The organism is Micromonospora sp. H61 (genome assembly GCF_018070325.1).
GTDB classification, from domain to species: Bacteria; Actinomycetota; Actinomycetes; order Mycobacteriales; family Micromonosporaceae; genus Micromonospora; species Micromonospora salmantinae.
On the sequence record NZ_JAGPXY010000001.1, the window covers coordinates 90,935 to 103,828 of the forward strand.

At 67.6% G+C, this 12,894-nt stretch carries 9 protein-coding genes; 8 read left to right on the forward strand and 1 reads right to left on the reverse strand.

Annotation, left to right across the window (positions count from 1 at the left end):
- The first annotated feature begins 10 nt into the window (after positions 1-10).
- From KBX08_RS00410 to KBX08_RS00425, 4 genes are all read left to right on the forward strand, one after another.
- Positions 11-6,205, forward strand: coding sequence for a S8 family serine peptidase (locus KBX08_RS00410; RefSeq protein WP_210780497.1), 6,195 nt, complete (start codon positions 11-13; stop codon positions 6,203-6,205).
- A 316-nt stretch (positions 6,206-6,521) separates the two neighbouring features.
- Positions 6,522-7,118 carry a sulfite oxidase-like oxidoreductase gene (locus KBX08_RS00415; protein WP_210780498.1) on the forward strand — a complete coding sequence of 199 codons (597 nt, stop codon included), beginning with the start codon at positions 6,522-6,524 and terminating at the stop codon, positions 7,116-7,118.
- Positions 7,088-7,828: an FAD-binding oxidoreductase gene (locus KBX08_RS00420; RefSeq protein ID WP_238689796.1), complete on the forward strand. Its 741-nt coding sequence runs from the start codon at positions 7,088-7,090 to the stop codon at positions 7,826-7,828. Before KBX08_RS00415 ends, KBX08_RS00420 begins: the two co-directional genes overlap by 31 nt.
- A gap of 186 nt (positions 7,829-8,014) precedes the next feature.
- The gene (locus KBX08_RS00425) at positions 8,015-8,422 is read left to right on the forward strand and encodes a GNAT family N-acetyltransferase (protein ID WP_210780499.1); all 408 of its coding nucleotides are present in this window, start codon (positions 8,015-8,017) and stop codon (positions 8,420-8,422) included.
- Positions 8,423-8,456: 34 nt separating this feature from the next.
- Here KBX08_RS00425 and KBX08_RS00430 read toward each other — a convergent pair whose 3' ends face one another.
- Positions 8,457-9,374, reverse strand: a complete 918-nt coding sequence (locus KBX08_RS00430; RefSeq protein WP_210780500.1) for an NADP-dependent oxidoreductase — start codon at positions 9,372-9,374, stop codon at positions 8,457-8,459.
- Positions 9,375-9,855: 481 nt separating this feature from the next.
- On the opposite strand from KBX08_RS00430, the gene msrB reads away from it, so the two are divergent.
- The 4 genes from msrB (at position 9,856) to KBX08_RS00450 (ending at position 12,695) form a co-directional block, all read left to right on the forward strand.
- Positions 9,856-10,347: a peptide-methionine (R)-S-oxide reductase MsrB gene (gene msrB, locus KBX08_RS00435; RefSeq protein WP_210780501.1), complete on the forward strand. Its 492-nt coding sequence runs from the start codon at positions 9,856-9,858 to the stop codon at positions 10,345-10,347.
- Positions 10,348-10,388: 41 nt separating this feature from the next.
- Entirely contained in the window at positions 10,389-10,850 is a 462-nt protein-coding gene (gene msrA, locus KBX08_RS00440) for a peptide-methionine (S)-S-oxide reductase MsrA (RefSeq protein ID WP_247668680.1), read from the forward strand.
- 301 nt (positions 10,851-11,151) lie between these two features.
- Complete coding sequence (locus KBX08_RS00445; RefSeq protein ID WP_210780503.1) at positions 11,152-11,808, forward strand: TetR/AcrR family transcriptional regulator; 657 nt, start codon at positions 11,152-11,154, stop codon at positions 11,806-11,808.
- Positions 11,809-12,266: 458 nt separating this feature from the next.
- A complete protein-coding gene (locus KBX08_RS00450) occupies positions 12,267-12,695 on the forward strand; it encodes an OsmC family protein (protein WP_210780504.1) in 429 nt (142 codons plus the stop codon).
- Positions 12,696-12,894 lie beyond the last annotated feature (199 nt).

Below are 12,894 nucleotides of genomic sequence, written 5' to 3' on the forward strand. Positions count from 1 at the left end.
AAGGATTCTCATGAGACTCAAAGCCCTCGCGGCAACGCTTGCCGCAGCGGTCGGTCTGAGCATGGTCCAGGCTCCACCGGCGTCTGCCGCTGAACCGGATCCCACCGCCGCCGTCAACAAGATCGCCGCGAACCTGAAGGATCGCTTCCGCACGTCTCCGGCTTCCGACTTCTGGATCAGGTTCGAGACCACTGCCGACCTCGGTCCGGCGAAGAAGCTCAGCGACTGGACCGCTCGTGGTCAGTTCGTCTACGACGCGCTGACCGCAGCGACGAAGGACTCCCTGGCATCCGTCTCCACCGACCTCGACCGGGCGGGCGTCAAGTACACCTCCTACCCGATCGCCAACGCCGTGCTCGTCAAGGGAGGCACCGAGAAGCTCGCCCTCGACGTGGCCTCCAAGGTGCAGGTCGCCGAGATCCACGCGACGCCACAGGTCGCGCTGGTCGAGCCCGTGGACGAGAAAGTCCCCACTGACCAGGCTGCCCGCCCGACCGCCCCGAAGGCCGGCGCCGAGGCGGGCACCGTGTCGTGGGGTCTGGACGCCATCCACGCCCCGCAGGCGTGGGCCATGGGCGCCACCGGTGCGGGTATCACAGTGTCCAACCTCGACTCGGGTGTCCAGTTCGACCACCCCGCCCTGGTGCACCAGTACCGCGGCACGAAGCCCGACGGCACCGTCGACCACAACTACAACTGGATGGGCGCCCGGGGCACGTGCACTGGCGCACCGTGCGACGACAACGGACACGGCACGCACACCATGGGCACCATGGTCGGCGACGACGGCACCAACCACGTCGGCGTGGCCCCCGACGCGCAGTGGATTGCGACGAACGGCTGCTGCGACAGCAGCGGCGTCGAGTCGCTGCTGCGGTCCGGCTGGTGGCTGCTCGCCCCGACCGACGTCCAGGGGAACAACCCCGACCCGTCCAAGCGCCCCCACGTCGTCAACAACTCGTGGGGCCAGACCGTCGAGCACAGCTTCGACGACTTCTTCCGGGCCATCGACGAGGCCTGGAGCGCCGCGGGCATCTTCAGCGTCTGGTCATCGGGCAACACCACGCCGTACGCGGCCTGCGACACCGTTTCCTCGCCCGGCTCCGCCGAGAGCGCCTACTCCGTCGGCGCCTACCGGCCGGACGGCACGCTCTCGTTGTTCTCCCGCAAGGGTGAGGGTCAGGGTGGCCGGATCAAGCCCGAGATCTCCGCTCCGGGCGACGGCGTCCGTTCGTCCTACCCGGGCAACAGCTACGTCGAGATGTCTGGCACCTCGATGGCGGCACCCCACGTCGCCGGCGCCGTCGCCGCGCTGTGGAGCTACGACCCGACCCTCATCGGGCAGGTCGAGGCAACCCGCCGCCTGCTCGCCGAGTCGGCCGTCGACGTCGACGACACCGAGTGCGGCGGCACCGCCGAGGTCAACAACAAGTACGGCGAGGGCCGGCTCGACCTCGTCCGCCTGCTCGAGCTCGCGCCCCGGCAGGGCGGCACCCTCACCGGTGTCGTCACCGCCAACGGCGCCCCGGTCCCCGCTGCCGAGGTGACGATCAGCGGGCCGTTCAGCCGGTCGATCGGTACCGACAAGGACGGCCGGTTCACGACGAACCTCCCGGTCGGCGACTACCAGCTCAGCACCAAGGTCTTCGGCTACCTGACCGCGACCGCCAACGTCACGATCACCCTCGGCCGGGACAGCTCCGTCAAGCTGCCGCTCACGGCCGCCGTGCGGCACGACATCAGTGGCAGGGTTGTCGATGACAAGAAGCGGCCCGTTCCGAATGCCGACGTCTCCGTCAAGGACACGCCGCTGAAGCCGGTACGCACGGACGCCAACGGCGCGTTCACGATCGGCGCTGTCCCCGAGGGCGGGTACACGCTGAACGTCAAGCCCAACGCCTGCTTCTCCCCCACCACAGTGCCGCTGACCGTCGGCGCGCAGAACGAGTCGCGGGAGATCCCCGTGGGGCTCGTCGTCGACGAGGGCGGCTACAGCTGCGCCCTCTCCGACGGCGAGTACCTGCGCGGCACCGATCCGGTCGCGTTCGGCAGTGGCGTGTGGGCGACGGTGCAACTGCCGTTCCCGATCGCGCTCTACAACGGCAGCCACGACAGCCTCGGCGTCGGCCTGCGCGGTGTGATCGCCCCGGACGGCGCCACCGGACCCGGCTATGGCGGGGCGGGCATCTTCCCGTTCTACGTCGAGACCCCCGTCGAGTTCGCGCCCGGTGGAGGCGTCTTCACGGCAGCGACCAAGGTCAACGGTGAGGACGCGTTCGTCGTCGAGTACCGCAACGCCAAGCTCTGGGCCTATCCGGACCGGACGGAGTACACGGAGCCGGTCAACTTCTCGGCCACGCTCACCCGCTCCGGCACGGTGATCTTCGGGTACGGCGACGGCGTCGGGTCCGACGACCCGGTGACCGCCGGCGCGCACGCCGTCACCGGCATTCAGGGCTGGGCGGGCGTCGACGGCATCAGGTTCTCCGACCACGCCCCGGTGCTGCGCGACGGGATGGTCGTCACCTACGACCTGCCTGACTTCGGGTACCTCGACGCGACAGTCGTCGACCAGAACGACGGGCTGCCGGTGGCCGGGGCCAAGGTCTCGTTCACGAACAAGTTGGGGCTCGTCGAGACCGTCACGACCAACGGGACGGGCATCGTGCATCGCCAGCTTCCGGTCGGCGACTACACCATGACCGTCGACGCGCCGAACTACCTGACCGCGGCGTACCCCTTCTCGCTCGACAAGCTCTACGCGAAGGCGAAGATCGACGCGCGGCTGACCACTGGTGTCGCCGGCCTGAAGGCCGACGGCCTCGACGCGCTGTTGGGTGCCGACCAGAACGGCGCGGGCACGCTGACGCTGACCAACAACGGTTCCGCCCCGCTCACGTACGACCTGGGCGAGGTCGCGCGCCACCCCGACCTCGACGCCGCCGGCGTCACCGCGCGCACCGGGAAGGGCACGGCCAGCACGATCGACCTCGCCGCCTGGAAGGCCGGTGCGAGCGGCATGAAGCCGTCGAACGTCGACGGCAAGGCGGCGACGGCGCGTGCCGCGGAAGCGCAGGCGGCCGGCAAGGTCGGCGCGACCTCCGGCGGAGACGTGATCACCCGGATCGCCATCCCGGGCACGATCGCGGAGAAGGAGCCCACCGGCATCGGGTACGACGGCGACGTCTGGGTCCACGACTACAACAAGCGGACCAACACCGCCTGGACGGTGACGGGCAAGCCGACCGGGAAGGTCTTCGACGCGTCGTGGAACCCCGCGTATCGGGCGTTCGACATGGCCCTGGACACCAAGACCGGTGACATGTGCCAGATGGAGGACAGCCCGGCCAGCTACATCCACTGCTTCAACCGGGACACCGGCAAGGAGACGAGGCAGATCAAGGGTGACTGGTCCACGCTGCCACTGACCGGTCTCGCCTACAACCCGACCGCTGACGTGTTCTACGTCGGCGGCCGGGCGAACGGCATGATCGGCACCGTCGCCGGCACGTCGCACGACAACCCGGGTGCGCTGCTGTCCTTCTGCGCCCCGCCGCTGCCCGAGGTGATGGGCCTGGCCTACAACCAGGCGTCCGACACCATCTGGTACACCGACCTCACCTCGAACCGGCCCACCCGCCTGCTGCAGGTCGACCCCGACGACTGCTCCCTGGTGAACGCGTGGTGGTTCCCGGGCCAGAAGGCGGGCCAGGGCGGCGGCCTCGAAACCGACGCGACCGGTGCGCTGTGGGCGGCGGACCAGCTCGCCGACGACGTCGTGCTTGTCGACGTCGAGGACGATCTGCTCACCGACCTGCCGTGGCTGTCGCTCTCCTCGACCGGCGGCACCCTCGCCCCTGGTCAGTCGACGACAGTCAAGGTCTCGATCTCCTCGAAGGACGCCAAGCCCGGGGTCCTCGGCGCGAACATCGTGGTGAGGTCCGACTCCGGACGCCAGTCCAAGACCTACGTCCCGGTGACGCTCACGACCACGAAGTACCAGGTCGGCGTCAACGCCGGCGGCGCAAAGTTCACCGACGGTTCCGGCTACACCTGGCTCGCCGACCAGGCCGCCGGTAAGAAGGCGTGGGGCTACGAGGGGAAGACCAAGGTCACCGCCACGAAGGCCGGAATCGAAGGCACGACTGACGACGCCCTGTTCCAGTCGCAGCGCACCACGCCGGACAAGCAGTTGTTCTACCGCTTCCCGGACGCGCCCACTGGCACCTACGCGATCGACTTCGGGTTCGCCGAGATCGAGAACGTGGCCAAGGGCAAGCGGGTGTTCGACGTCCTCGTGGACGGAACACTGACGGAGTACGCGTACGACCCGGCCTCAGTCGTGGGGCCGAGCGTCGCCGACTGGCGCACCGCCGTCGTGAAGCACGAGGGCGGTCCGCTGTCGGTGGAGCTACGGGGCTCGAAGGGCCTGAAGGCCCCGACCATCGCCGCGTTGCGGGTGACGCTCGACCCGCGGGCGGACGAGGCGGAGCCGGAGCCTCAGCCCGAGGAGCCGGAGCCGGGCCCCGTGCCGGTGGCCCCCGCCGGTCGCTCGTACTCCATGAAGGTGACCGACGGGCTCTACCGCCAGGGCACGCAGGAGTCCGGGTGGCACGGCGACGACCTCTGCGGCCCTCTGTGGTTCGACTCCAGCTTCCTGGCTCCGTTCTACGACACGGCCTGGGACGGGGTGTGCGTGACGACGAACGGCACGCTGACCTTCGACCGCGCCAGCACGCTGGGCAACAACACGGCACTGCCGTCGTCGTACCCGATCGACGCGATCTATCCGCTCTGGGACGACCTCATCGTCGACGACGAGGCGGGCATCTACTTCGGCACGAGCGAGGTGGACGGGCTGGCTGCGCAGGTCGTCGAGTGGCGCAACATCGCCTTCTACAGCGACCGGACCGCTCGCGTGAGCTTCTCGGTCACCCTGATCGCGGACGGACGGATCCAGATCGGGTACGGCGACGGCGTCGGCGGCGGCGGCGACAACCCTCTCACCAAGGGCTCGTCGGCAACGGTCGGCGTGGAGAGCCTGACGCGTAACCCCGCGAGCCAATACTCCTTCAACCAGCCCATCCTGAAGGCAGGCCTGGGGCTGGAGTACACCCTCCCAGCCGCCGGCACGATCGAGGGCACCGTCACCGACAAGAACGACGGCAAGCCGATCGAGGGCGCGATCATCACGCTCAAGGGGCCGGCCGGTGAACGGGTCATCACCGCCGACGCCAAGGGCCGCTGGAAGGCTCAGGCACTGGTCGGCGAGAACACCGTGCAGGTCGAGGCACCGAACTACGCCACCGCCAGCCACCCCGTGACCATCGCCAAGAAGGACCAGGCCGAGACGGTCGACACGGCGTTGACCACGGGCATCGCCACCGTCACCGCAGGTGACTTCGACTGGCTCCTCGACCGGGACCAGAAGGCGACGGCTGACCTGACAGTGACCAACACCGGCTCCGCCCCGCTCGAGGTGCGGATCAGCGAGCAGAAGCGCACCAGCGACGGTGGGCACGAGGCCGCCGATCTTCCGTGGCTGACCCTCACGGGCGCGGCAGCAACCGGCACCGTCACGCTCGCGGCCGGCACGTCCACCACTGTCACGGCGACCGCCGACAACGCCGGCGTCGAGCCCGGCGTACTCGTCGGGGACCTGCTCGTGGCATCGAACGCCGGCAAGGGCGAGGCTCAGCTCAAGCCGGTCCGTCTGGCGACCTCGGCCTACTGGAAGGGCGTCGACGTCGGCGGATCCGGGTACGTCGGTGCCGACGGCTTCTTCTGGTCGCCCGACCAGGGGCTCGACTCGCGGCCGTGGGGTTACGTCGGCGGCAAGGCGCGTGCCACCACTGCCGACATCGCCGGCACCGAGGACGACGCGCTGTTCCGCACCCAGCGGACCGGGCGGACGTTCAGCTACGTGTTCAAGAACGCCCCCGCCGGGACGTACCGGATCGGCCTCGACTTCGCGGAGATCGAGAAGGTCAAGGCCGGCAAGCGTGCCTTCGATGTGCTGGCCGACGGCAAGGTCGTGCTCTACGACCACGACGTGCGGGCGAAGGTGGGTGCGCTGAGCGCGGACATGAACACTGTCACCGTCGAGCACGCCGGTGGCGATCTGAAGATCGAGCTTCGCCGGGAGAAGGGCGAGAGCGACCCGATCCTCAACGCCCTGAAGGTCCAGCAGGACCCGCGCCTCTGAGCTAGCCGACCTATCCGCAACAGTGGTCAGAGCCTCCACGGAAAGGATTGCCGTGGAGGCTCTGACCACGACTGCCCCAGGTTGCTGGGCGAGGCTTCTCACCGACGACCGAGATTGTTTGGACCGTCAAGTCCGTATCACAGAGGCATCCGCCGAACGACCACGCACCGCCGCGACCGCCACGAATGCTGAGGCTTACGCCACCGAAAGCCAGCGAGGTTTGCCGACAGTCACCACATCAGCGTAACCTGGACGGTATGGTCCAGTTTACTGACGCCAGAGTGCGGCAATACGCCCACAACTCAGGGCGGGGCGCATGGCAGTGATCACCCGCGGTTTCGGGGGCCGCAGACGCGACGACGCCGATCTCCCACCCGGTCAGTACCGCACGGACGACTTCCCGGTACTGTCGGCGGGACCGACACCGCGCATCGACCTCGACGAGTGGGAGTTCGCCGTCGTCACCGAGACCGGTGAGCGGAGCACGTGGTCATGGGCGGAGTTCACCGCCCTTCCTGCCGACGAGCCGACCGTGGACATCCATTGCGTCACGCGCTGGTCGAAGTTCGGCACGAGCTGGCGAGGCGTCTCCGTGGACACGTTGCTGGCCGACGTCGAGACCACGGCCGAGTATGTGGTCGCCCACTCCTACGGCGGCTACACCACGAACATCCCGCTCGAGGGCCTTCTCGACGGTCAAGCCTGGGTGGCGTACGAGTTTGACGGGGAGCCGCTGGCTCCTGTGCACGGCGGGCCAGCTCGCCTCCTCGTTCCTCACCTGTACTTCTGGAAAAGCGCGAAATGGCTGCGCGCTCTGGAACTGCGTCTCGACGACGAGCCCGGGTTCTGGGAGACGGCCGGCTACCACAACGACGGTGACCCGTGGCGCGAGCAGCGGTACCTGGAGGACTGACCTGGCAGCCGGCGACCGTCGCCGCCACCCGCGCGGAGACTGCGACGGCGCGGACCCTGGTCCTCGACGTCGACGGCTGGACAGGTCACGTGCCGGGCCAGCACGTCGACGTCCGGTTGACGGCTCCCGACGGCTACATGGCGCACCGCAGCTACTCGATCTCGTCCGCCCCGGGGCCCGACCGGCTCGAGGTGACCGTCCAGGCGGTGATCGACGGCGAGGTCTCGCCGCACCTCGTCGAGGTTGCGGAGCCGGGTGACCACCTCGAGATCCGTGGGCCGCTCGGCGGCTGGTTCGTACGCCGACCCGCCGACCCGCGCCCGGCGTTGCTGATCGGCGGTGGATCCGGCGTGGCGCCCCTGATGTCGATGGTGCGTGCGGCGACGACTCCCACCAGGCTCCTCTACTCGACCCGATCCCCGTCGGATGCCCTGTTCACGGCGGATCTTGCGACTGCACAAGCCACCGGCGATACTCCTGTCGCCGTCACCCACGTCTATACCAGGGTCGCGCCCCCCGGCTGGCCGGCCCCACCTCGACGACTGGACGCGGACATCCTTGCCCGCGTCGCCTGGCCCCGCGATGCCGGCGTTGTCGCGTTCGTCTGCGGGCCCACCGGATTCGTCGAAACCGTGGCCGACCTTCTCGTCGACATCGGCTACGACCCCTCGAACATCCGCACCGAACGTTTCGGACCCACCGGAGGATGACAGTGCCGACCACAAACGTCGAAGCTGACGATCCCCCTGGGTGGACGGTCATGCGACTGGTGCGCACGGCTGATCGGGCCCTGGCCGACCTGCGTGGGTCGCTCGTCGTCAGCATTCCGGTGCCGGTTACCTGAACGTCGAGGAATCCGCACAATCGGAGCGAAATGATATTCAGGAGGAACATTGGTGAACAACACCGGAAGCATGATCACCTTGGCCAGCGCCGAGCAGGACTCGGGTGGCTCGAGCCTGTCGGTAGCCACCCCGCCCGGCGCGGACGACTTCGTCATCACCAACAACAGCGCGAGCGGCATCTACGAGGCCGCGATAGGGGGCCGGACAGCGGCAGGGCTGGTCTACAGCACGGTCGGAGGCCGCGTCATCCTGTCGGCGACATCCGTGTTCCCCGAGTTCCGGGGGAAGGGAGTAGCGAGCAGGCTCATCGGCGGCGTTCTCGACGAGCTGCGCAGGCAAGGGAAGACCGCTACCGTGACGTGCCCGTTCGCGGCAGCATTCGTCAGTGCTCATCCGGAGTATGCCAACGTGCTGGACCCGGCATCCCCTCGGTCGCACCCAACCGAGCGGGGGCAGTGAACACGCGTCGTCGGGGCCGACTTCCCCCGAATCCTCACGAGCGAGCGCTGATGATCGTCTTTCCGGTGATCCGCTCGGTCGGGTTGAGAGCGGCGACGGCGTCGTCGAGGCCCGCGACGTTGCCGATGTTCGTCCGCAGTCGCCCGTCCCGTACCCGTTGGACGATCTCACCCAGTTGGCCGCGATCAGACGTCACGACGAAATCAATCGTCAGGGCGTCCGCGGGCCGCACCTCGGGCGGCCCGACAACGGAGACCAGTGTTCCTCCGGCTCGAATCAGGCCTGCCGACCGCTTCCCGATGTCACCGCCGATGACGTCGAAAACCAGATCGACTCCGCCGACGTCTTCCAGGGCCTCGTTGCCGAGGTCGACGAACTCGTGTGCGCCGAAGTCGAGCGCTCTTTGACGGTCGGCAGCGCGCCCGGTGCCGATGACGTAGGCGCCGAACTCCCGTGCGAGTTGCGTCACCATCGAACCGACTGCCCCGGCCGCGCCGTGCACGAGGACGCTCTGCCCCGCCCGAAGGCGGCCGTGCTCGAACAGCCCCTGCCAGGCGGTCAGACCAGAGATCGGCAGGCTCGCGCCCACCGTGAAGTCGACGTCGCCGGGCAGCGGTGCGAGGTTGCGCGCCTCGACGGCCACATACTCCGCCAGGGTGCCGTCGCGGGTCCAGTCCGTGAGGCCGAAGACCCGCTGTCCCACCGACAGTCCGGTCGCGCCATACCCGAGTGCACTTACCACTCCGGCCAGCTCGTGCCCGGGTATCGACGGCGTCCGGTCACGGCCGAGGCGATCGGTCCAGGTCGAGGGCCATTCCATCTCGGTCGGGACGAAACCCGACGCATGAACCTGGACAACGACGTCGTTAATGGCCGGTGCCGGCTCAGGCCGCTCCACCAGCGTCATCCCGGCCGTTCCCGCAGCCTCGTCCGTCACCACGATCGCCTTCATCAGATACCTCCTTGCATCCAGTCCTCGCCGCACTGCCACGAGGAGCACAACTCCGTTCCCAGCATTGGCGGCGCCAAGCCTCGACGCCGTGCCACACCACGCTGACCGGCAGGGGCTGCGGCGCGAGGATGTCGCCGAGTGGCGGGACGTCTGCCGAACTCAAAGCCGGCGGGCAGGTCGGGCAGCGCATCGCTACCGGAGGCATCCCGTCGGACATCCCGAACCTAGTTGCGGCAAAACTGGTCTGTCAAGTCCACTATTGAGACAGGCGGTCACTGCTGAGGTTAGGACAAATACCAGTTCAGCGCCGGTAACGAGGCGATCGCACGCAGCGGTTACAGATCTCATACCGAACTTTTGAGTCCAGTCTTGGCAGCGGCTGCGGGAATATGGCCGACCCGGAGATTGTCTGTACTTGCGTGTCCAGGTGCGCTCCGCCTGGCTCCGCAGCTTTGCGTCGCAAGGCCATGAAGGGAGAGCTGTGCACCAGCACACCCAGTACCGCAAGAACCCGGAGGCCGTTTCGCGGCTCAACCCGGAGCAGTACCGCGTGACCCAGCAGGACGGCACCGAGCGACCGTTCGCCAACGCCTACTGGGACAACCATGATCCCGGCATCTACGTCGACGTCGTGTCCGGCGAGCCGCTGTTCGCATCTGTCGACAAGTACGACAGCAACTCCGGCTGGCCGAGCTTCACCAGGCCGATCGCCAAGACGAACGTCGTCGAGCGCGAAGACGCCAGCCACGGAATGATCCGGACTGAGGCCCGCTCGTTGCACGGGAACAGCCACCTCGGCCACGTCTTCAACGACGGTCCCCCCGAGAAGGGCGGACTGCGCTACTGCATCAACTCGGCGTCGCTGCGGTTCATCCACCTCGACGACCTGCAGGACGCAGGGTACGGCGAATACCGCACCCTGTTCACGAGTGGCACGAACACCAGCACGATGACAGGCAAGGAGACGATGTGAACACCGAAAAGGCGATTCTGGCCGGCGGCTGCTTCTGGGGCATGGAGGAGTTGTTCCGCCGCCAGCCCGGCGTGGTGTCCACGCGCGTCGGGTACAGCGGCGGCGACGTCCCGAACGCCACCTACCGCAACCACGGCACCCACGCGGAGTCCATCGAGGTCGTCTACGACACCGACAAGACCGACTTCCGCGCGCTGCTCGAGTTCTTCTTCCAGGTCCACGACCCGTCGACGAAGAACCGCCAGGGTAACGACATCGGCCTGAGCTACCGCTCGGCGATCTTCTACACCGGCGACGAGCAGAAGCGGGTCGCCGAGGACACCATCGCCGATGTCGACGCCTCGGGCCTGTGGCCTGGCAAGGTCGTCACCGAGGTCACCGCGGCGGGCGACTTCTGGGAAGCCGAGCCTGAGCACCAGAACTACCTGCAGACCTACCCCAACGGATACACCTGCCACTTCCCCCGCCCCGGGTGGAAGCTGCCGAAGCGGGCGACGGCGTGACACCTCGGGCGCGCGGCCCCCGGTCGGCGCGCCGGTCCGGGCCGAGGTGGTCGGCCCGGACGAGGAGTCCGCCGGATGGGTGCGGGCTTTGACCAGAGGCCACTCACGCCGCGTTGCCAACAGCAGCGAAACCTTCCTGCCAATAGGACTAAATAGTCCAGGAATGCTCCTGCTAACGACGTCGATCCCTTTCACGGCGCGAAGGTCCGCCCTTCACCGTCGCCCGAATGCGACATGCATCGGATGGACTCAAAGGTCCCATTCTCGCTAGATTATCTGGCGCGCTGGATACACTTGACAGATGAGCGACGAGCAGGTGGCTGCGCCGACGAATAGGCGGAGGATCAGTCAACGGGGCATCGCGACCCGAGAACGAATCCTCGAGGCCGCGAACCGGCTGATGCTCGTGCGCGGAGTGAACGCGACGACCCTTGACGACATCCGCGAGGCAAGCCAGACGAGCAAGTCTCAGCTCTACCACCACTTCGCCGACAAGCAGGAACTCGTGCGCGCCTTGGTCAAGTATCGAGGCGCGCTTGTGCTTCAGCGTGAGCGTGCAGGGCTCGAACGACTGAGATCATTCTCAGGGCTGGTCCGGTGGCGTAACGCGCTGGTCCAGGCCAACTCGCTGAACAACGGCAAATACGGGTGCGGCCTCGGGTCGATGGCTCTTGAGCTGTCCGATCAAGATGAGCAGGCTCGATCGTCGCTGTCGGAGACGTTCGCGGCATGGGAAAAGCTGATCAGTGACGGTCTGCACCGGATGCGGGACAGCGGTCTACTGCGCCAGGACGCCGACCCGGAGAAGTTGGCCACGGGGTTGATGGCCGCATTGCAGGGCGGCTACCTGCTGGCGAACGCCGCGCACGACGTCGCACCCATGGGAGTCGCGCTGGACATGGCACTGGAACACATCAGATCGTTCCTCGTGCAGCCGTCCGGTGAGCCGACCCCTTGACTGGGGCCGATCAGTGGTGACGAGGCTGCTCACGGCGGGGTACGAGCAGCCCGGAGGTCGATGAGAGCCAGGTCGATGAGAGCCAGGTCGTGGGAGCCCTCAAGACCGGGCAAGCAATGCTCCTCGACATCACGCACCGACTTCCCAGCCAACTCCGGTCAACGGACCCATTGGTCCATTCCAGGGCCTGGTGTTGATCGAGCCATCCGGGGCGACACTGAACCCTCGCCGCCTATCAGTGCAGCTCGAAACACCACGCGGTCCAGGTTCACCCAGCAGCCGACCCTGGGAGCGAACAACCGATTGGACTATCTAGTCCGCTAAGACTAACCTCCGGAGGTACCCGGCCATGAGGTCGATACGCCTGACCACGGCCCCCTGCCCGGACTGCGGCTCGGCTGCTGCCGGCTGCGTATCCCTGGGCCCCTCACCACTGGATCTACAGGAAGGCGCGGCTGATGGAAACCGCTCATGATCATGTCGTCGCATCGGCCCGAGTTGTCCTTCCGGCCACCGAGCGCCGGCGCACGGACATGACTACCCGCGGCTTCACGTTCGTCGCCGACGAACCACACAACGGCGCACTCGGTGACGGCCCGACGCCGACGGAGTACCTCTTGATGGCGCTCGCGTCGTGCACTGCTCAGACGCTGCGGCAGTATGTCGACTACAAGTACGACACCGCCGGCGATATCACCGTCGAGATCGGCTACCACGAACCCGAGCAGGAAGGCGCAGAGCGCTACCTGCAACGCACGATCACGCTCAGCGAGGAGCCCGACCCCGACGACCTGAAGGTGATGCACGACATTGCCGAGAGGTCCCCGGTGACCCTGCTGATTCAGTTCGCGTGGAGCGTGCGGACCGAGTTCGTCGGGCCGCGCTGAAAACAGGCCGTCTGCCCTGACGATGGGCTCACTGAGAAACGGCCGGCAGCACCGGGCCGGGGGCGCGTGCCTCGTTGCGCCACGTGGTCTCGCTATCCGTGCTGGTGCGGCCAGCAAGGGCTGGGCGGGTCTGCTGCGCACCGACTGGACGTCCCCACCACTGGTCTTGTCGTTGTGATCTGCAGGAGGTCACCTCTTG

What these genes read in the sequence shown, in the direction of transcription:
- KBX08_RS00410 (WP_210780497.1), top strand. Translation starts at nt 11, where the DNA reads ATGAGACTCAAAGCCCTCGCGGCAACGCTTGCCGCAGCGGTCGGTCTG.
- KBX08_RS00445 (WP_210780503.1), top strand. Translation starts at nt 11,152, where the DNA reads ATGAGCGACGAGCAGGTGGCTGCGCCGACGAATAGGCGGAGGATCAGT.
- msrA (WP_247668680.1), top strand. Translation starts at nt 10,389, where the DNA reads ATGGAGGAGTTGTTCCGCCGCCAGCCCGGCGTGGTGTCCACGCGCGTC.
- KBX08_RS00450 (WP_210780504.1), top strand. Translation starts at nt 12,267, where the DNA reads ATGGAAACCGCTCATGATCATGTCGTCGCATCGGCCCGAGTTGTCCTT.
- KBX08_RS00415 (WP_210780498.1), top strand. Translation starts at nt 6,522, where the DNA reads ATGGCAGTGATCACCCGCGGTTTCGGGGGCCGCAGACGCGACGACGCC.
- KBX08_RS00430 (WP_210780500.1), bottom strand. Translation starts at nt 9,374, where the DNA reads ATGAAGGCGATCGTGGTGACGGACGAGGCTGCGGGAACGGCCGGGATG.